Below are 18,737 nucleotides of genomic sequence, written 5' to 3'. Positions count from 1 at the left end.
GAGGTCTCGGGGGGAGGGCGAGCATGGAATCCGAGTCGGAGCCCTACGTCCGTCTTTCGACTCTGCGACAACTGCATGAGGTCATGGCGGACATGAACACCGCCCGGTCTCTCGCGGACACCCTGCAGACGGTCGCCGACGGCGTCGTCAACGGCCTCGGCTACGAGCTGGCCTGCGTCAACCTCGTCCGGCCCGACGGTGACCTCGTCGTCGCCGCCTTCGCCGGCAACCCCGCCGCCGAGGCGCTCATCACCGGGCGGGTCGGCTCCCGTGACTCCTGGGAGCGCCGGCTGAGCATGGGCGAGACCTGGGGCGACCTGGTCTTCATCCCGCACACCGAGGGCTGGATCCTCGACGACGACGACGTACCGCAGTGGTACACCGACGGCCCCGCGCCCCGCTTCGAGGACGAGTGGCACCCCTCCGACCGGCTCTTCGCGCCCATGTTCACCCCCGGCGTCGGCGGCGGCTCGTGCGGCGAGCTGATCGGCGTCCTGTCCGTGGACCGGCCGAGGAACGGGCGGCGACCGGGCGCGTGGGGACGCGAAGCGCTTCAGATGTACGCCTTCCAGGCCGCCATCGCGATCAGCAACGCGCGTCTACGGGCCAACATGCAGCGCGCACTGGTCAGGCTCGAGCGCGAACAGCAGGCCCTCAGGGCGAGCGAGGAGAGCTTCCGCCAGGCCTTCGAGTACGCCCCCTCGGGCATGGCCATCGCCGAGATGGGCGGCGACCAGCACGGCCGGATCCTGCGGACCAACGACGCGCTCTGCCGGCTGCTCGGGCGGCCCGCCTCCGCGATGCGGCGCTACTCGTTCTCCGACCTCGTCCATCCCGAGGACATAGGGACCCTGCTGCGGACCTCCGCCGAGGGAGGGCGGGCTGAGCTGCGGCTCGGCCGCCGCGACGGTACGTACGTCTGGGTCTCCCTGCGCAACTCCGTCGTCGCCGACGCCGCCGACGGGCCCCGCTTCCTCCTCACCCATGTCGAGGACATAGAGGACCGCAAGCGCCGCGAGCTCCAGCTCGCCCACCGGGCCTCCCACGACTCCCTCACCGGCCTGCCGAACTCGGCCGAACTGCGCGCCCGGCTCTCCGCCCGTCTGTGCCAGCGCCCCTCGCACGCGGCCCTGGAATCCATCGACGCGGCCTACGGCCACCCCGCCTACGACGTCAACGGCCACGGTTTCGACTTCCGGCCCGGCAGCGACGCGTTCGACGTCGCCTACGACCACCATGTGCACACCGTCGCCCCCGAGGGCGAGCAGGACGACGGCACCAAGGGGCTCGCGGTCCTCTTCTGCGACCTCGACGGCTTCAAGTCGATCAACGACCGGTTCGGGCACAACGCGGGTGACGCGGTGCTCATCGAGGTCGCCCGCCGGCTGTCCCGGCAGGTCCGCGACGGCGACACCGTGGCCCGGCTCGGCGGCGACGAGTTCGTGATCCTCGCCGACGGTCTCGGCCGCGCCGACGCCGCCGACCTCGCCCTACGCCTCCGTAACGAGATCATCCAGCCCATCCGCGCCGAGGGCCGCGCCGTCCGGGTCGGGGCCAGCTTCGGCATCGGGTGGGCGCACTGCGGGATGACCGCGGACGAAGTGCTGAAGTCCGCCGACGAGCGGATGTACGTAGAGAAACGATCTCGTCCCAAACAACACAGACGCGCGGGATGATCCCCAGGTCAGCGAGCTGATGCGGTCCGAGTCACCCGTTTGGGGCAGCAGGAGCGGGTAGGCTCGCCATTCACCACCTGTACCGCATCCGTCCCCGCACCTGCTGAGGAGTACCTGGGATGACGTCCGGCACCACCGGCGCGAACACGCCGCCCGAGGACGACGACCCGTTCGGCTACCTCTACGCCGACGGACAGGCGAACGGCGCCCAGCCGCCGTCGGGCGGCTACGGCTACCCGAACTCCGTCAACCGCGTACGCCCGGTCGGCCAGCGCCAGTACGGCCAGCAGCAGCCGGCTGCCCCGACCGCCCCGTACGGCCAGGTCCCCCAGCAGCAGGGCGCCTACGGCCAGCCGAACGCCCACTACGCCGCCCCGGAGACCCACCCGGGCGGCGCCCCCACCGTCCAGCACTCCCAGCCGGCGTACGGCGGCCACGGCGGTGGCGGCCGCGGGCGTGGCCCCAACACCAAGGGGCTGCTGATCGGGGCGATCGCGGTGGTCGCGGCGGTCGTCATCGGTATCGGGGTGGCGATGATGGGCGGCGACGGGGACGGGGAAGAGGGCGGCAACCAGGCCGGCACCACCCCCTCCGCCCAGGAGAGCGGCGAGCCGAGCGCGTCGGCGAGCAGCAGCGCCGAGGGCGAGAACTACGAGGAGACCATCGATGCCAAGGCCATGCGCCTCGGCACCGGTGTGACGACCGCCTCGGACGTCCAGGGCGCCTCCGCCGACGGCGGCATCTATGTGACCGGGCTCAACCAGCCGGGCGCCGAGGTCACCTGGACCGTCAACGGCATCCCGAAGGAGGGCACCTACACCCTCTTCAGCAACTACAGCGTCCCCGGCAAGGACCAGAGCATGACGCTCAAGGTCAACGGCAAGGTGTTCGGCACCAAGCTGAGCATGAAGAACTACGCCAAGGCCCCCGAGGGCGACTACGCCAAGGGCTGGACGACGACCTACGCGTGGCCCACCCTCACCAAGGGCACCAACACCATCAGCATCTCCTGCCAGCCCGGTGACCAGTGCGACGTCCTGCTGTCCCAGGTGTGGCTGAAGGAAGGCCAGGTCACGAAGTAGCGGGTCAGGCCGCGGTGACGTCCGCCGTCACCGCGACCCGCTTCCGCAGCTCCTCGTAGGCCGAGCCGTCGAACTCGCCCGCCATCGGCGCCAGTACGGTCGCCGCCGACAGCGCGACCGCGCGGGTGAGGCGGTCCGGCCACGGGAGCTGTTCGACCAGACCCGAGAGCAGGCCCGCGACCGCCGAGTCGCCGGCGCCGGTCGGGTTGCCGTGGACCCGGGCCGGCGGGGTGGCGCGCCAGCGGCCCTCGGGGGAGGAGGCCAGGAGGCCCTCCGGGCCCAGGGAGGCCACCACCGTCCGGGCGCCCCTGCGGCGGGCGTCCTGGGTGGCGCGCAACGGCTCGTGGGAGCCGGTCAGTTCGGCCAGTTCGTCGGTGTTGGGCTTGATGATGTCCGGGCGGGCGGCGACTCCGCGGCGCAGCGGCTCGCCGCTGGTGTCCAGGAGGACCGGGACGCCGGCCGCGCGAGCCGTCCGCACCAGCCCCGCGTACGCGCCCACCGGGACGCCCGGGGGTAGGCTGCCGCACAGGGCCACCGCGGACATCGACGGGAGCAGATCCTCGTACGCCTCCTGGAAGGCGGCCCACTCGGCGGGGTCGATGGCGGGACCTGGTTCGTTCAACTGCGTGGTGTCGCCGGTCTGTTCGTCCACCACCGCGATCGTGCGCCGCGTCGCGCCGGCGACCGGGATCAGGGCGTCCACCACACCCGGCGTCGCCGTGAGCCGCTCCTGGAGCACCCGGCCCGTCGCGCCGCCCGCGAAGCCGGTGACCGTCACCTCGTGGCCGAGGGCGGCGAGTACGCGGGCCACGTTCAGGCCCTTGCCGCCGGGGCGTTCCGTCACCTCGGAGACGCGGTGGGAGGCGTGCGGGCGCAGGGACTGTACGCGGTAGGTGATGTCGAGAGCGGTGTTCAGCGTGACCGTGAGGATCACCTGTGCCGACCTCCCCCGAGACGAGACCTTCAGTACATGCCCGTCCGGACGGACGGCGGCGTCCCAGTCTTCCAGGACAGCCGCCGCCTCAACAGATGGACAGATCAGGCCAGTTGGGGATCGACCACCCATTCGCCGCGCCGCATCACGCCCTTGAGGGCGAACTGGCGGTCGAGAAGCAGCAGGTCGGCGTACTTGCCCGGCTCCAGCGAGCCGATCGAGTCGTACATCCCCAGCAGCCGGGCGGGGTTGGCGGACAGGGCCGCGACGGCGTCCTCGACCGACAGCCGGTCCACCGTCACCGCCCGCCGGAACGCGCGGTCCAGGGTGAGCGTGGAGCCCGCGATCGAACCGCCCTCCACGAGCCGCGCCACACCGTCCTTGACCTCGACCGCCATCGGGCCGAGCGAGTAGAAGCCGTCGCCGAAGCCGGCCGCGTCCATCGCGTCCGTGATGAAGGCGACCCGGTCCGCGCCCGCGTGATGGAACGCCAGCTGGAGGGCGGCGGGGTGCAGATGCGTACCGTCGTTGATCAGCTCGACCGTGATCCGCTCGTCCTCCAGGAGCGCGGCGATCGGGCCCGGGGTGCGGTGGCCCAGCGCCGGCATCGCGTTGAACAGGTGCGTCGCCACGGTCGCGCCCGCGTCGATCGCCTCCACCGTCTGCTCGTACGTCGCGTCCGTGTGGCCGATCGCCGCGATGACTCCGTGCTCGGCGAGCAGCCGTACGGAGTCGATGCCGCCGGGGAGTTCGGTGGCGAGGGTGACCATCTTGGCCTTGCCGCGCGCCGCGTCGAGCAGCTTGCGGACCTCCGCCGGGTCCGGGTCGCGCAGCAGCTCCTCCTGGTGGGCGCCCTTGCGGCAGGGGGAGATGAACGGGCCCTCGAAGTGGATGCCGGCGATGTCGCCCTGCTCGGCGAGTTCGCTGAGCAGGCCGGCGCGCTGGGCGAGGAGGTCCATGTCCTCGGTGACGGTGGAGGCGACGAGGGTGGTGGTGCCGTGGAGGCGGTGGGTGTGGATGCCGTGCAGGACGTCTTCGGCCGTGCCCGAGGTGAAGGAGGCTCCGCCGCCGCCGTGGTTGTGGATGTCGACGAATCCTGGGACCAGGGTGTGGCCGGATACGTCGATGAGGCGGGCGTTCTCCGGGGCGCTTCCGGCGATGCGGGGGCCGTCGACGATGACCCGGCCGTCCTTGACGGTTCCTGTGGGGAGGACCACGGTTGCGCCGGACAGGACGAGGGGCGCATCGGCAGCCGCAAAATCAACGCTGTCCCGCGCCCCTGAGGGGGTTGCCATTAGCGCGTTACCTCCGTGCCGTCAGTTGTTGTGAGGAGGTCCCAGGCCAGGAGGCCGGCACCCAGACATCCCGCTGTGTCACCGAGGGCCGCCGGGACGATCGTCGGCGGCTTCTGGAAGGTGACCCGCTGCCGGACGGCGTCCCGCAGGGGTGTGAACAAGGTTTCCCCCGCCTCGGCCAGGCCGCCACCGATGATCACGATCCGGGGGTCCAGGAGGGTGAGGGCGGTGATCAGGCCGTCGGCGAGGGTCTCGATGGCCGCCTGCCAGACCTGTGCCGCCCGCTGGTCGCCGGACTCCACCGCCTTCGCGCAGTCCGCCGCGTCCGCGTCCGGGTCCCCGCAGACGGCGGCCCATGCCTCGCTGACGGCCGCCGCGGAGGCGTACCGCTCCAGACAGCCCTGCTGGCCGCAGGGGCAGGGGATCCCCCCGGGCCGTACGACGATGTGGCCGATCTCGCCCGCGATGCCGTGCGCGCCCGCCTCCACCCGGCCGGCGATGCCGATCGCGCCCGCGATGCCGGTGCCGAGAGGGACGAAGAGGAAGCGGTCGGCGCCCTGGCCCGCGCCGATGCGGCCCTCGGCGAGACCGCCGGTGCGGACGTCGTGGCCGAGGGCGACGGGGAGGCCGTCCAGCCGGTCGGTGAGCAGGGCGCGCAGTGGTACGTCGCGCCAGCCCAGGTTGGCGGCGTAGGCGGCGATGCCGTGCTCGGCGTCGACGATGCCGGGGACGGCGACGCCGGCGGCGGAGGCGGGCTCGCCGAGGTGCCGGGCGCCGTACGCGCGTAGCTCGGCGGCGAAGTCGAGGATGCCCTCGACGACCGCGTCCGGGCCGCGCTCACGGCCGGTGGCCCGGCGGGCCTGGTGGAGCAGCTCTCCGGAGGCGCCGACCAGAGCGGCCTTCATCCCGGTGCCGCCCACGTCGAGGGCGATGACATGTCTCACGGGGGTAGTGTGGCCCGCCGACCCTCAAGAGGTCTAGTCCACTCACGTGGTGTAGACCTTATGTCTGACCTTTCGAAAGTTTCGACGATGATCTGGGGCTCTGCAGTGCAGCGGCGGCGTAGGACAGGAACGATCGCGGTGGTGTCCGCACTGGGCATGACGGCGGTACTGGGTGGCTGCGGCCTCGGCTCGGGCTCCGACGAGGTGACCCTGAAGCTGGTCGCGGCCGACTACGGCGACAGCGAGGCCAACAGTTCGCGGAAGTACTGGGACGGGCTGGTCCAGGAGTACGAGAAGAAGCACCCGAATGTGACGGTGGACGTCACCGTCCACTCCTGGAACGACGTGGACCGCGAGGTCAAGGAGATGGTCGCCGCCGGGGACGCACCCGACATGGCGCAGATCGGCGCGTACGCCGACTACGCCGCGGACGGCCTCCTCTACTCGGCCGACGACCTGCTCTCCATCTCCACCCAGGCCGACTTCGTCTCGCAGCTCGCCGACGCGGGGGAGGTGAACTCGACGCAGTACGGGATGCCGTTCGCCGCCTCCACCCGGCTGCTCTTCTACAACAAGGCCCTCTTCGCGAAGGCCGGCCTCAGTGCGCCGAAGACCTGGGAGGACCTGGCCGCCGACGCCGCCGCGCTGAAGGCGGAGGGCGTGAAGTACCCGTACGCCCTTCCGCTCGGCGCCGAGGAGGCGCAGGCCGAGACGATGCAGTGGCTGCTGAGCGGCGGGGGCGGATACACCGAGAACCTCGGCACGTCCTACGGCCTCGACTCCGCCGAGAACGTCGCGACCCTCACCTGGCTCAAGGACGATCTCGTCGGCAAGGGGCTGACCGGGCCGGTCGCGCCCGGGAAGCTGAACCGGGCCGCCGCGTTCGCCGCGTTCGCGGACGGGGAGGTCGGGATGCTCAACGGGCATCCCACGCTGATGAAGATGGCCGCGAAGAAGGGCGTGAAGTTCGGCATGGTGCCGATGCCCGGCATCGACGGGCCGACCCACTACTCCATGGGCGTCGCCGACTGGATGACGGCCTTCCGCAAGAACGGTCACGCCGAGCAGGTCGGGGACTTCCTCGACTTCGTCTACGACGAGAAGAACGTCCTCGCCTTCTCCCGCGAGTACGACCTCCTTCCGGTCACCGCGTCCGCCTCCGACGTCATGAGCACGGCGGCCCAGGACAAGGACCTGCGGCCCTTCCTGGAGGAGCTTCCCGTGTCCGAGCTCTATCCGGTCGGGCGGACCTCCTGGGCGACGGTGAGCGCGGCGGTGAAGAAGCAGATCGGGGCGGCGGTGAGGCCGGGGGGCAGCCCGGAGGTGGTTCTCGGCCGGCTGCAGTCGACGGCGGTGCGGGCGGAAGGGGCGGCGGAGTAGGCGGGCGGTTGCTCTCGCCGGTGTCTGCGTCGGTGCCGGTGTCCGTGTCGGTGTCGGTGTCGGTGGTGGGGGTTACCGTGCGGGGCATGGGTGAGCAGGAGCGGCTTGAGGCCCGGGAGCGGGCGATCCTTGCGCTGGAGCGGCGGGGGTTTGCCGGGCCGGGGGCGAAGGAGCGGGCGATACGGGAGGAGCTGGGGTTGGCGCCGGTGCGCTACTACCAGCTGCTCAACGCGCTGCTGGACGATCCTCGGGCGCTGGCGTTTGATCCGGTGACGGTGAACCGGTTGCGGAGGGTGCGGGATACGCGGCGGTCGGAGAGGTGACCTGGGCCGAAGCGGGGGTCTGGGGGCGGCAGCCCCCCAGGGACGGGACGGGTAGGGGCGGCGGGGGCGGAAAACTGCTCATGCGTGTCCCCCGCCCCGCTGGATAGGGTCCCCGTATGGGCAGCCACCAGCACGCCACGCACGACGACTCCCTGCCGACCCCCGACACCCAGGCCGGACGCGACGGACTGCGGGCCATCCTCGCGCACCCCGCCCGGACGGTCGTCGCACTCGACTTCGACGGGACGCTCTCCCCGATCGTGCCGGACCCCGAGCAGGCCAGGGCCCACCCCGACGCGGTGGACGCGCTCGCCGCCCTCGCCCCGAGGATCGCCTCGGTCGCGGTGATCACCGGACGTCCGCCGGGCGTCGCCGTACAGCACGGCGGTTTCGCCGGAATCCCCGGTCTGGAACACCTCGTCGTCCTCGGCCACTACGGCGCCGAACGCTGGGAGGCCGCCACCGGCGACATCATCGCCCCGCCGCCCCACCCCGGCGTCGCCCGCGCCCGCGCCGAACTCCCCGGCCTCCTCGACCGGGCCGGCGCCTGGCAGGGCACGTGGATCGAGGAGAAGGGCCGCGCGCTGGCCGTCCACACCCGCCGCGCCGCCGACCCCCAGGCCGCCTTCGAGGCCCTCCGCGAACCCCTCACCGACCTCGCCACCCGCAACGGCCTCATCGTCGAACCGGGCCGGCTCGTCCTCGAACTCCGGCCGCCCGGCATGGACAAGGGCGTGGCCCTGACCGAGTACGTCCGTGAGCTGGGCGCCGAGGCGGTGCTCTACGCCGGCGACGACCTCGGTGACCTCCCGGCCTACGCCGCCGTCGACAAACTCCGCTCCGACGGCATCCCCGGCCTGCTGGTCTGCAGCGGCAGCGAGGAGGTCACCGAGCTGGCGGAACGCGCCGATCTCGTGGTCGACGGCCCGGAGGGGGTCGTACGACTGCTGCGGGCGCTGGCTGCTCAGCTGGACTGAGAGCTGCTCAGCTCTTCAGCGGTTCAGCCCTTCCCGGAGCCGGGCCCCGCGTCCGCCAGTGCGTGCAGCTGGTCCAGGAACCACTGGGCCGGCGGCAGCGCGGTCGCCGCCGCGGCCAGCCGCTTCGTTCGTTCCGCCCGTTCGCCCGGAGCCATCGTCAGGGCCTCGTGCAGCGCCCTCGCCGTCCCGATCACGTCGTAGGGGTTCACCACGATCGCGTCCTTACCCAGCTCCTCGTACGCCCCCGCCTCCCGCGACAGCACCAGCGCGCACCCCTCGTCGGAGACCACCGGCACCTCCTTCGCGACGAGGTTCATGCCGTCCCGGATGGGGTTGACCAGGGCCACGTCGGCCAGGCGGTACGCGGCCAGCGAGCGGGCGAAGTCGTCCTTCACATGCAGGACCACCGGCTTCCAGCCCGGCGTCCCGTACCGCTCGTTGATCTCCTCCGCCAGCCGCTGCACCTCCGCCGTGTACTCCCGGTACACCGCGAGGTCCTGCCGCGACGGGTACGCGAACGCCACGTGCACGACCCGCTCCCGCCACTCGGGGTGGTCGTCGAGCAGCTGCCGGTACGCCAGCAGTCCGCGCACGATGTTCTTCGAGAGCTCGGTGCGGTCGACCCGGACGATCGTCTTGCGCCCCTCGCCGATCTCCTCACGGAGAGCGGCCATCCGCTCCTCGACGTCCTGTTCGTGCGAACGGGCCTGCAGGAACTCGGCGTCGGCGCCCAGGCCGTGCACGCCGATGTAGGTCCGGCGGGTGCTCCGCTCCTTGTCCAGGTGCTCGATGAACCTGGGGGAGCCCGACGGCCACGCCGAGTGCCGGCGAGAGGGGTCGACGGCTCCCGCGCAGTTCTGGAACGCCGTCGCCCACGGCCAGGTCAGGAACGCCACCCGGTCCGCCCCGAGCATCCCCTCCACCAGCCGGGCCTGAATGTCGTCCGGCAGCATCCGGAAGTACTCCACCGGAGCCCACGGCGTGTGCGAGAAGTGCCCGATCCGCAGGTCGGGGCGCAGCTCGCGCAGCATCCCGGGGACCAGGCACAGGTGGTAGTCCTGGACCAGGACCGACGCGCCCTCGCCCGCCTCCTCCGCCAGCGCCTCGGCGAAGGCGCGGTTGTAGGTCTCGTACGACGCCCACTGCCGCCGGAACTCCGCGTCGAAGACCGGCTCCAGCGGGGTCTGGTACAGCATGTGGTGGACGAACCACAGCACCGAGTTCGCGATGCCGTTGTACGCGTCCGCGTGCACGTCGGCCGGGATGTCGAGCATCCGCACGCCCGCCTCGCCGACCCCGCGCCGCACCGCCTCGCGGTCGCCGTCGGACAGCGCCGAGCACACCCACAGCGCGTCCGCGTCCGGTCCGATCGCCGACAGTCCGGAGACGACGCCGCCGCCACCGCGCTTGGTGGCGAGCGTGCCGTCGTCCCGGACCTCGTACGAGACCGGGCCGCGGTTGGACGCGACGAGAACCCGGGCACCCTGGGCAGCCTGCGTGGAAGCCATACGGATCAACCTAGCCCGGCCACGGAGGACTCAAACGTTCGTCCGGTTCACCTGGGTCCGCGTCACCTGGGTCCGCCCGCCGCGGTCAGGCCACCTTCCGTGCCGCGTACTCCGCGATCTCCGCCATCGGCGGCCGTTCCTCGGTGTCCACCGAGTACGTTCGCGGCTCGAAGCCGTCCTCGCCCCGCTCGAACTGGGTCAGGGAGGGACGGATGAGGTGTCCGCGGGCCAGCCGCAGCTGGGCCGTGCGGTAGATCGCGGCGGACATCCGGCCGAGGGCCTGTCCGTCCTGGTGGCGGTGCTTGCGCACGCCCACGTCCACCTGGGCGAGGGCGTCCAGGCCGACCAGGTGCAGCGCGTCGATCAGCATGCCGAGCTCCACGCCGTAGCCGACGGGGAACGGGAGCTGTTCCAGCAGCGAGCGCCGGGCCGCGTACTCACCGCCCAGCGGCTGTACGAAGCCGGCCAGCTGCGGCCAGTGCATGTTCAGCAGCGGGCGGGCCATCAGCTCGGTCACCCGGCCGCCCTGGCCCGCGGTCTTGCCGGAGGCGAGCGCATCCAACTCAGTGCCGAGCGGACGGTCGTACATGCCCTTGACGAGGTCCACCCCGGGGTCGGTGAGCAGGGGGCCCACGATCCCCGAGACGAAGTCCGAGGAGAACTCCTTCAGGTCGGCGTCGATGAAGCAGACGATGTCGCCGCCGGTCACCAGCAGCGAACGCCACAGCACCTCGCCCTTGCCGGGCACGGCCGGCAGACGGGGCAGGATCTCGTCGCGGTGGACGACCGTGGCCCCGGCCGCGGCGGCCACCTGGGACGTACGGTCGGTCGAGCCCGAGTCGACGACGACTATCTCGTCGACCAGGGGGACCTGTTGCATGAGGTCGTGACGGATCACGGAGACGATGTCACCGACCGTCTCCTCCTCGTTGAGCGCGGGCAGCACGACACTGACCGTCTGTTTCGTACGTTGCTTGGCGGCCAGGAGCTGGTGGAGCGGACGATCGGTCACCGACCAGGAGCGGGTGGTCAGCCAGCGCTCGACTTCGTTCAGCACAGTGCGCGGCTCCTCTGCGTTCTCTCGGCGAGTATGCGATCACCTGTGATCCATCTCGCGGTTCGGACGACTATCTCAACTGTCCTGGTCGTCGGTTACAGTCTTGAACAACGCGGGTGACCATCGCATGTCCGGGGTGGCCCGCAGTTCACACAACTTCATACCGCTCATCCAGAGGGGCAGAGGGATACGGCCCGATGAAGCCCCGGCAACCCTCCAGTCGGTACTCGTAGATCATTTCTGATCGCTCCGCGAGGCTCCCGGCTAGGGAAGGTGCCAAATCCGTCTCACGGCGAGATGCGTCGTGAGGAAGATGAGGAGAAAGGGCCTCGCCTCTCATGGCTGCGCAGACTGTTGCAAGCACCACCGAAACCACCGTTGACCTCGGCCCCGCCGCCGCGCTGAGCTGTCGCGAGTGCGGTCACCGGGTGCCTCTCGGCCCGGTTTTCGCCTGCGAGGAGTGTTTCGGCCCGCTCGAGATCGCCTACGACTTCTCCGCCTACGACGCCGAGGAGCTCCGCAAGCGGATCGAGGCGGGACCCGCGAACATCTGGCGTTATGCGCCCCTGCTGCCCGTCCCCGCGGACGTGGCCGACAAGCCCAACATCAACCCGGGCTGGACCCAGCTCGTGAAGGCCGACAACCTGGCCCGCGAGCTCGGAGTCACCGGCGGTTTGTATGTGAAGGACGACTCCGGTAACCCGACGCACTCCTTCAAGGACCGGGTCGTCGCCCAGGCCCTGGAAGCCGCCCGCGCCTTCGGCTTCACCACCCTCTCCTGCTCCTCCACCGGCAACCTCGCCGGTGCTGTCGGCGCCGCCGCCGCCCGCGCCGGCTTCCGCTCCTGCGTGTTCATCCCGCACGACCTGGAGCAGGGCAAGGTCGTCATGGCCGCCGTCTACGGCGGTGAGCTCGTCGGCATCGAGGGCAACTACGACGACGTGAACCGCTTCTGCTCCGAGCTGATCGGCGACCCGGCCGGCGAGGGCTGGGGCTTCGTCAACGTCAACCTGCGGCCCTACTACGCGGAAGGGTCCAAGACCCTGGCGTACGAGATCTGCGAGCAGCTCGGCTGGCGGCTCCCCGACCAGCTGGTCGTGCCGATCGCCTCCGGCTCACAGCTCACGAAGATCGACAAGGGGCTTCAGGAGCTCATCAAGCTCGGGCTCGTCGAGGACAAGCCGTACAAGATCTTCGGTGCGCAGGCCGAGGGCTGCTCGCCGGTGTCCGTCGCCTACAAGGCGGGCCACGACGTCGTACGTCCCCAGAAGCCGAACACCATCGCCAAGTCGCTGGCGATCGGCAACCCGGCCGACGGCCCGTACGTCCTCGACATCGCCCGTCGCACCGGTGGTGCGGTGGAGGACGTCACCGACGAGCAGATCGTCGACGCTATCAAGCTGCTCGCCCGGACCGAGGGGATCTTCGCGGAGACCGCCGGTGGTGTGACCGTGGGCGTGACTCGGAAGCTGATCGAGAACGGGTTGCTGGATCCGACGCTGACGACCATCGTGCTGAACACGGGCGACGGGCTGAAGACGCTGGATGCGGTGGCGGGTACGGGGCTTACTGCGACGATTCGCCCCAACCTTGATTCGTTCCGCGAGGCTGGGCTCGCTTCCTAGTAGGTAGTTGTTCGTCTGCGGGCCTGTGGGGGCTGGTCGCGCAGTTCCCCGCGCCCCTAGGTGCGTCATCCTGACCGGAGGTTTCAACGTGAGCGTCAACGTCCGCATCCCCACCATCCTGCGCACCTACACGGGTGGCCAGGCCGAGGTCTCCGCCGAGGGCTCGACCCTCAGCGAGGTCATCGCCGACCTGGAGAAGAACCACACCGGCATCGCCGCCCGCGTCCTCGACGACCAGGGCAAGCTGCGCCGCTTCGTCAATGTGTACGTCAACGACGACGACGTCCGCTTCGAGCAGGGCCTGGAGACGGCCACCCCGGACGGGGCGGGTGTGTCGATCATCCCGGCCGTCGCCGGCGGCTGACCTCGGCTGACCGAATGACTGATCATTACCTTCGGTAAGGCCGATTACCGAGAGTTCATCGAATTGCCCCCTCCGTGAGAGAAGCGGAGGGGGCAATTCTCTATGGTTGAGCGCGGTACAGTTGGGGAACCTGCTCCGCTCCCCATGCCATCCGCATATGAGTTCCCGCTCCACATGCGACGAGAAGTAGCCAAAGTGTGTGGCTCTTTTGCGAATTTTGCGCCCTTTGTGGGGCCCGACTTGCCCTGAATTCGGGCGAATTCTCACTACATTCCGGACCCTTCGCGTCCAGAATTCTCGTCCGATTGACCTGTTGCAGACGGCAGTTGGACAGATACATTCAGCCGCGGTCGACGCGTTCCGGCGCACGCCCCCAATCCGTGGGGGGTGAGGTCTGACCCGGATCCGCGAAGTGTGGATCTGTGCAAGGGCCAGTAATAGGGGAGTTAGGCATGGCTCAGGGCACCGTCAAGTGGTTCAACGCGGAGAAGGGGTACGGCTTCATCGCGGTCGACGGTGGTGCGGATGTTTTCGTCCACTACAGCGCGATTCAGATGGACGGCTACCGCACCCTCGAGGAAGGTCAGCGGGTCGATTTCGAGATCTCGCAGGGCCAGAAGGGGCCGCAGGCGGACATGGTCCGTCTCGCGACAGGCTGAAGCACGCGCCGGGTTAACTGCAGCGTCGTTCTTCGTTCTTCTTCGGAGGGCTCGTACCCCATGGGGAGTCATGGGTACGGGCCCTTCGGCATGCCCGCAGGGCGTGCGAGGCCTGGCCGGTCCCCGAGAGGCGCTTGCACTCGACCATGCCGAGTGCTAATCATTGGCGTTAGCACTCTGAAGGTGAGAGTGACAATGAAGGACCGGGTCGGTGAGGCCCGCAGGCCGGGTGGGGCAAGGAACCACGAGGTGTGCGAGCCGTCCGTCGCGGGCGCGGGCGCGGTCCGAAGGAATCACCCCCAGTCCTGGAGGGACCACTTCACATGGCCAAGATCATCGCGTTCGACGAGGAGGCGCGGCGCGGCCTCGAGCGCGGCATGAACCAGCTCGCGGACGCCGTGAAGGTGACGCTCGGCCCCAAGGGCCGCAACGTCGTCCTCGAGAAGAAGTGGGGCGCCCCCACGATCACCAACGATGGTGTCTCCATCGCCAAGGAGATCGAGCTCGAGGACCCGTACGAGAAGATCGGCGCCGAGCTGGTCAAGGAAGTCGCGAAGAAGACGGACGACGTAGCCGGTGACGGCACGACGACCGCGACCGTCCTGGCCCAGGCCCTGGTGCGCGAGGGTCTGCGCAACGTGGCCGCCGGTGCCAACCCGATGGCTCTCAAGCGCGGTATCGAGAAGGCCGTCGAGGCCGTCTCCGGTGCCCTGCTCGAGCAGGCGAAGGATGTCGAGACCAAGGAGCAGATCGCTTCGACGGCCTCCATCTCCGCCGCCGACACCCAGATCGGCGAGCTCATCGCCGAGGCGATGGACAAGGTCGGCAAGGAAGGCGTCATCACCGTCGAGGAGTCCCAGACCTTCGGTCTGGAGCTGGAGCTCACCGAGGGTATGCGCTTCGACAAGGGCTACATCTCGGCGTACTTCGCCACCGACATGGAGCGGATGGAGGCGTCGCTCGACGACCCGTACATCCTGATCGCCAACTCCAAGATCGGCTCCGTCAAGGACCTGCTCCCGCTCCTGGAGAAGGTCATGCAGTCGGGCAAGCCGCTGCTGATCATCGCCGAGGACGTCGAGGGCGAGGCCCTGTCGACCCTGGTCGTCAACAAGATCCGCGGCACCTTCAAGTCCGTCGCCGTCAAGGCCCCGGGCTTCGGTGACCGCCGCAAGGCCATGCTCGGCGACATCGCCATCCTCACGGGCGGCGAGGTCATCTCCGAGGAGGTCGGCCTCAAGCTGGAGAACGCGACCCTGGACCTCCTGGGCCGCGCCCGCAAGGTCGTCATCACCAAGGACGAGACGACGATCGTCGACGGTGCCGGCTCCGCCGACCAGGTCGCCGGCCGCGTCAACCAGATCCGCGCCGAGATCGAGAACAGCGACTCGGACTACGACCGCGAGAAGCTCCAGGAGCGCCTGGCCAAGCTCGCCGGTGGCGTCGCCGTCATCAAGGCCGGTGCCGCGACCGAGGTCGAGCTCAAGGAGCGCAAGCACCGCATCGAGGACGCCGTGCGCAACGCCAAGGCGGCCGTCGAGGAGGGCATCGTCGCCGGTGGTGGCGTGGCCCTGCTGCAGGCCTCCGGTGTCTTCGAGAAGCTGGAGCTGGAGGGTGACGAGGCGACCGGCGCTGCCGCCGTCAAGCTCGCCCTTGAGGCCCCGCTGAAGCAGATCGCCGTCAACGCCGGCCTCGAGGGCGGCGTCGTGGTGGAGAAGGTCCGCAACCTCACCCCGGGTCACGGCCTCAACGCTGCGACCGGTGAGTACGTCGACCTGGTCAAGGAAGGCATCATCGACCCGGCGAAGGTCACGCGCTCTGCCCTGCAGAACGCCGCCTCCATCGCCGCGCTCTTCCTCACCACCGAGGCCGTCATCGCCGACAAGCCGGAGAAGGCCGCCGCGCCCGCCGGTGGCGGCATGCCGGGCGGTGACATGGACTTCTGATCCGTACACGGATCGTCTGTCCTTTTCCGAGGGCGGTACCCCCTGTTTTCCGGCAGGGGGTACCGCCCTCGGGCGTTTACGGATGCGGCCGGGATGTGAGGCGCCCCACAGCCGGTTAGTTAAGGAGGTGCAAGAATGCGTACGCACATACCAGCTGGTCAGATGAGTCACCTCCAAGGAGCCCCCGCGTGACCGCCTCCACCCCCGCGCCCGCCACCCGCGCCGCCGAGATCCTCTCCCGGCCGACCACGATCAACGGCCTGACCGTCCCGAACCGCATCGTCATGGCGCCGATGACCCGCATGTTCTCCCCGGACGGCATCCCGGGCGCGGACGTGGCGTCGTACTACTCGCGCCGGGCGGCCGCGGGTGTCGGTCTGATCGTCACCGAGGGCACGTACGTCGGTCACGACTCGGCGGGTGACAGCACCCGCGTGCCGCGCTTCCACGGCGAGGAGCAGCTCGCGGGCTGGCAGAAGGTCGCCGAGGACGTGCACGCGGCGGGCGGCACGATCGTCCCGCAGCTCTGGCACATCGGCATGGCCCGTACGCCGGGCAAGGGCCCCGTCCCGGACGCCCCCGCGGTCGGTCCCTCCGGTGTGCGCCCCGGTGCCGACGAGCCCACCGGGCACACGATGACCCAGCGCGACCTGGACGACGTCATAGGCGCCTTCGCCGAGGCCGCGGCCGCCGCCGAGCGCATCGGCTTCGACGGCATCGAGATCCACGGCGCCCACGGCTACCTCCTCGACCAGTTCCTGTGGGCGGGCACCAACCGCCGTACCGACGCCTACAGCGGTGACGCGGTGGCCCGTACCAAGTTCGCCGCCGAGATCGTCGCCGCCGTGCGTGAGACCGTGTCGGCCGAGTTCCCGGTCATCTTCCGCTACTCGCAGTGGAAGCAGGACGCCTACGGCGCCCGGCTCGCCGAGACCCCGGAGGAGCTGGAGGCGATCCTCGCGCCGCTCGCCGCCGCCGGTGTCGACGCCTTCCACGCCTCCACCCGCCGCTACTGGCTCCCCGAGTTCGAGGGTTCCGACCTCAACCTCGCCGGCTGGACCAAGAAGCTCACCGGCAAGCAGGTCATCACCGTCGGCTCGGTCGGCCTCGACGGGGACTTCCTCAAGGGCTTCGTGGGCGAGGGCGCCCCGCTCCGCGGCATCGACGACCTCCTGGACCGCCTGGAGCGCGAGGAGTACGACCTCGTCGCCGTCGGCCGCGCGCTGCTGCAGGACCCGGAGTGGGCGGCGAAGGTGCTGGCCGGCCGGACGGACGAGCTGAAGGCGTACGACGCGACGGCGCTGCAGTCCCTGAGCTGAGCCCGGCTTGTGGGAGAGGCGGGGAACCTCCGCCTCTCCCGCACCACACCACACCCACTTCCACTCAGGCGCTGATCTGCGACGCTTGATTAAGTCAATCGACTGACTTAAGGTTGCCTCGGTCAAGTACTACTCGATGGAGGCCCGCCATGTCCGACGCCCTCGCCCGTCCCGCCGAGGCGGGAGGCTCCGCGCCGCCGCGGTCGAACGCCGTGGTGGCGGTGCTGGCCTTCGCCGGAATCGTGGTCTCGCTGATGCAGACCCTGGTGATCCCGATCGTCCCCGAGCTGCCGCGGCTCCTGGACGCGCCCGCCTCCGACACCGCCTGGGCCGTCACCGCCACGCTGCTCGCCGCCGCCGTGGCCACCCCGGTCGTCGGGCGGCTCGGCGACATGTTCGGCAAGCGCCGCATGCTGCTGGTCAGCGGCCTCATGCTGATCGTCGGCTCGGTCGTCTGCGCCATGGCCGACTCCCTCCTGCCGATGATCATCGGCCGCGCCCTCCAGGGCCTCGCCTCCGGTGTCATCCCGCTCGGCATCAGCATCATGCGCGACGAACTGCCCGCCGAGCGGCTGGCCTCCGCCACCGCCCTGATGAGCGCCTCCCTCGGTATCGGCGGCGCCCTCGGGCTGCCCGCCGCCGCGCTCATCGCCGACAACTTCAGCTGGCACGTGCTGTTCTGGACCTCGGCGGCGCTGGGTGCCGTGGCTCTCGCGCTGGTCGTCGCCTTCGTGCCCGAGTCCCGGGTGCGCACCGGCGGCCGTTTCGACCTCGTCGGTGCCATAGGGATGGCGGCGGGGCTCGTATGTCTGCTGTTGGCCATCTCCAAGGGCGCGGACTGGGGCTGGGGGAGCGGGACGACGATCGGGCTGTTCATCGCGGCCGTCGTGATCCTGCCGGCCTGGGGCTTCTTCGAACTGCGCACCGACCAGCCGCTGGTGGACCTGCGCACCACCGCCCGCCGTCAGGTGCTGGTCACCAACCTCGCCTCGATCGCCGTCGGCTTCGCCATGTTCGCGATGAGCCTGGTCATCCCGCAGCTCCTCCAGCTCCCGTCCCAGACCGGCTACGGCCTCGGCAAGTCGATGCTGGCCGCCGGTCTGGTCATGGCCCCCTCGGGCCTGGTCATGATGGCCACCGCGCCGGTCTCCGCCGCCGTCTCCAAGGCCCGCGGCCCGAAGGTCACGCTGATGACAGGCGCGCTGATCGTCGCCGCCGGATACGGCCTCAACATCGTCCTGATGAGCGAGGTCTGGCACTTCGTGCTCGTCTCCTGCGTCATCGGCGCCGGCATCGGCTTCACGTACGGCTCGATGCCCGCGCTCATCATGGGCGCGGTGCCCGCGTCGGAGACGGCCGCGGCGAACAGCCTCAACACCCTGATGCGGTCCATCGGCACCTCGTCGGCGAGCGCTATCGCCGGTGTGATCCTGGCCCAGATGACGACGGACTTCGGCGGTTACGCGCTGCCGTCCGAGAACGGCTTCAAGGCGGTGCTGGCGGTCGGCGCCGGGGCGGCGCTACTGGCCTTCGCGGTCGCCGCCTTCATCCCGCGGCAGCGGGAGGCGGGGGACGCGGCGCCGGTGGCGGAGGGCCCGGTGGAGTCCGCCGAGGTGACCGCCAAGTCGTAGACGCCGTACGGCAGTCG

16 protein-coding genes and 1 riboswitch are annotated in these 18,737 nt (G+C 70.3%); of the genes, 11 read left to right on the top strand and 5 right to left on the bottom strand.

The annotated features are described in order from the left end of the window. The first annotated feature begins 23 nt into the window (after positions 1–23). Together cdgB and PH203_RS16260 are read left to right on the top strand one after the other, a co-directional pair. The gene (gene cdgB, locus PH203_RS16265) at positions 24–1,676 is read left to right on the top strand and encodes a diguanylate cyclase CdgB (RefSeq protein WP_289920673.1); all 1,653 of its coding nucleotides are present in this window, start codon (positions 24–26) and stop codon (positions 1,674–1,676) included. Positions 1,677–1,795: 119 nt separating this feature from the next. Next, entirely contained in the window at positions 1,796–2,758 is a 963-nt protein-coding gene (locus PH203_RS16260) for a carbohydrate-binding protein (protein WP_289920672.1), read from the top strand. Between the two features lie 4 nt (positions 2,759–2,762). On the opposite strand, the gene PH203_RS16255 is transcribed toward PH203_RS16260, so the two are convergent. From PH203_RS16255 to PH203_RS16245, 3 genes are all read right to left on the bottom strand, one after another. Continuing rightward, positions 2,763–3,692, bottom strand: a complete 930-nt coding sequence (locus PH203_RS16255) for a 1-phosphofructokinase family hexose kinase (protein WP_289920671.1) — start codon at positions 3,690–3,692, stop codon at positions 2,763–2,765. A 104-nt stretch (positions 3,693–3,796) separates the two neighbouring features. Continuing rightward, entirely contained in the window at positions 3,797–4,987 is a 1,191-nt protein-coding gene (nagA, locus tag PH203_RS16250; RefSeq protein ID WP_289920670.1) for an N-acetylglucosamine-6-phosphate deacetylase, read from the bottom strand. Next, positions 4,987–5,931 (bottom strand): ROK family protein, encoded by a 945-nt coding sequence (locus tag PH203_RS16245; RefSeq protein ID WP_289920669.1) that lies wholly within the window; start codon positions 5,929–5,931, stop codon positions 4,987–4,989. The genes nagA and PH203_RS16245 overlap by 1 nt, the downstream gene beginning before the upstream one ends. Positions 5,932–6,087: 156 nt before the next feature. Here PH203_RS16245 and PH203_RS16240 point away from each other — a divergent pair, with 156 nt between their 5' ends. The 3 genes from PH203_RS16240 (at position 6,088) to otsB (ending at position 8,611) form a co-directional block, all read left to right on the top strand. Continuing rightward, the gene (locus PH203_RS16240) at positions 6,088–7,311 is read left to right on the top strand and encodes an extracellular solute-binding protein (RefSeq protein WP_289920733.1); all 1,224 of its coding nucleotides are present in this window, start codon (positions 6,088–6,090) and stop codon (positions 7,309–7,311) included. Between the two features lie 86 nt (positions 7,312–7,397). Next, the gene (locus tag PH203_RS16235; RefSeq protein WP_289920668.1) at positions 7,398–7,634 is read left to right on the top strand and encodes a DUF3263 domain-containing protein; all 237 of its coding nucleotides are present in this window, start codon (positions 7,398–7,400) and stop codon (positions 7,632–7,634) included. 116 nt (positions 7,635–7,750) lie between these two features. After that, a complete protein-coding gene (otsB, locus tag PH203_RS16230; RefSeq protein WP_289920667.1) occupies positions 7,751–8,611 on the top strand; it encodes a trehalose-phosphatase in 861 nt (286 codons plus the stop codon). Positions 8,612–8,634: 23 nt separating this feature from the next. On the opposite strand, the gene PH203_RS16225 is transcribed toward otsB, so the two are convergent. Together PH203_RS16225 and PH203_RS16220 are read right to left on the bottom strand one after the other, a co-directional pair. Further along, entirely contained in the window at positions 8,635–10,119 is a 1,485-nt protein-coding gene (locus tag PH203_RS16225; protein WP_289920666.1) for a trehalose-6-phosphate synthase, read from the bottom strand. 85 nt (positions 10,120–10,204) lie between these two features. After that, positions 10,205–11,176, bottom strand: coding sequence for a glucosyl-3-phosphoglycerate synthase (locus tag PH203_RS16220; RefSeq protein ID WP_289920665.1), 972 nt, complete (start codon positions 11,174–11,176; stop codon positions 10,205–10,207). A gap of 164 nt (positions 11,177–11,340) precedes the next feature. Next, positions 11,341–11,496, top strand: a riboswitch (SAM riboswitch). A gap of 18 nt (positions 11,497–11,514) precedes the next feature. Here PH203_RS16220 and thrC point away from each other — a divergent pair. The 6 genes from thrC (at position 11,515) to PH203_RS16190 (ending at position 18,720) form a co-directional block, all read left to right on the top strand. After that, entirely contained in the window at positions 11,515–12,801 is a 1,287-nt protein-coding gene (gene thrC, locus PH203_RS16215) for a threonine synthase (protein ID WP_289920664.1), read from the top strand. A gap of 88 nt (positions 12,802–12,889) precedes the next feature. Beyond that, complete coding sequence (locus tag PH203_RS16210; protein ID WP_289920663.1) at positions 12,890–13,165, top strand: MoaD/ThiS family protein; 276 nt, start codon at positions 12,890–12,892, stop codon at positions 13,163–13,165. 452 nt (positions 13,166–13,617) lie between these two features. Continuing rightward, the gene (locus tag PH203_RS16205) at positions 13,618–13,824 is read left to right on the top strand and encodes a cold-shock protein (RefSeq protein ID WP_007493268.1); all 207 of its coding nucleotides are present in this window, start codon (positions 13,618–13,620) and stop codon (positions 13,822–13,824) included. A 323-nt stretch (positions 13,825–14,147) separates the two neighbouring features. Continuing rightward, positions 14,148–15,770 (top strand): chaperonin GroEL, encoded by a 1,623-nt coding sequence (gene groL, locus PH203_RS16200; RefSeq protein WP_059195844.1) that lies wholly within the window; start codon positions 14,148–14,150, stop codon positions 15,768–15,770. Between the two features lie 188 nt (positions 15,771–15,958). After that, positions 15,959–17,089 (top strand): NADH:flavin oxidoreductase, encoded by a 1,131-nt coding sequence (locus PH203_RS16195; RefSeq protein WP_289920661.1) that lies wholly within the window; start codon positions 15,959–15,961, stop codon positions 17,087–17,089. A 149-nt stretch (positions 17,090–17,238) separates the two neighbouring features. Further along, the gene (locus PH203_RS16190) at positions 17,239–18,720 is read left to right on the top strand and encodes an MFS transporter (RefSeq protein ID WP_289920660.1); all 1,482 of its coding nucleotides are present in this window, start codon (positions 17,239–17,241) and stop codon (positions 18,718–18,720) included. Positions 18,721–18,737: the final 17 nt, after the last annotated feature.

This window comes from Streptomyces sp. S.PB5 (genome assembly GCF_030403745.1).
Lineage (GTDB): Bacteria > Actinomycetota > Actinomycetes > Streptomycetales > Streptomycetaceae > Streptomyces.
Note: the sequence above shows the minus strand (reverse complement) of the source record. Positions and strands in the feature narration are given on the sequence as shown.